1 pseudogene is annotated in these 322 nt (G+C 56.5%); it reads right to left on the bottom strand.

Annotated features, from left to right (window positions below):
- Window positions 1–322 (bottom strand): annotated as a pseudogene (locus tag AB9F29_RS21710) (glycoside hydrolase family 2 protein); the annotation flags it as partial.

Genomic DNA, 322 nt, shown 5'->3' with positions numbered 1-322 from the left:
ATTTCGTCGCAGAAATCATAGAACCAATCCGGCTCATAACGCCCGCCGCCCCATACGCGGATCATGTTCATGTTGGCGTCGACGGCTGATTGCAAAAGATCGCGCACGCCCGCCTGTGTGATCCGCCCAGAGAGTGCGTCGGCAGGGATCCAATTGGCACCTTTTGCATAGGTGTCCACGCCATTCACGCGGAATTTAAAGCCGACGCCTACCGCATCTTTTTGCGCCAGAAATGCCATGTCCCGTAAGCCAATGCGTCGGGTTTGCGTAGTGTCCCCGAGGGTCACATCCAGATCGTGCAATGCTTGCGCGCCCATACCAA

It is taken from the genome of Falsihalocynthiibacter sp. S25ZX9 (genome assembly GCF_041205405.1).
GTDB lineage: Bacteria > Pseudomonadota > Alphaproteobacteria > Rhodobacterales > Rhodobacteraceae > Falsihalocynthiibacter > Falsihalocynthiibacter arcticus.
Note: the sequence above shows the minus strand (reverse complement) of the source record. Positions and strands in the feature narration are given on the sequence as shown.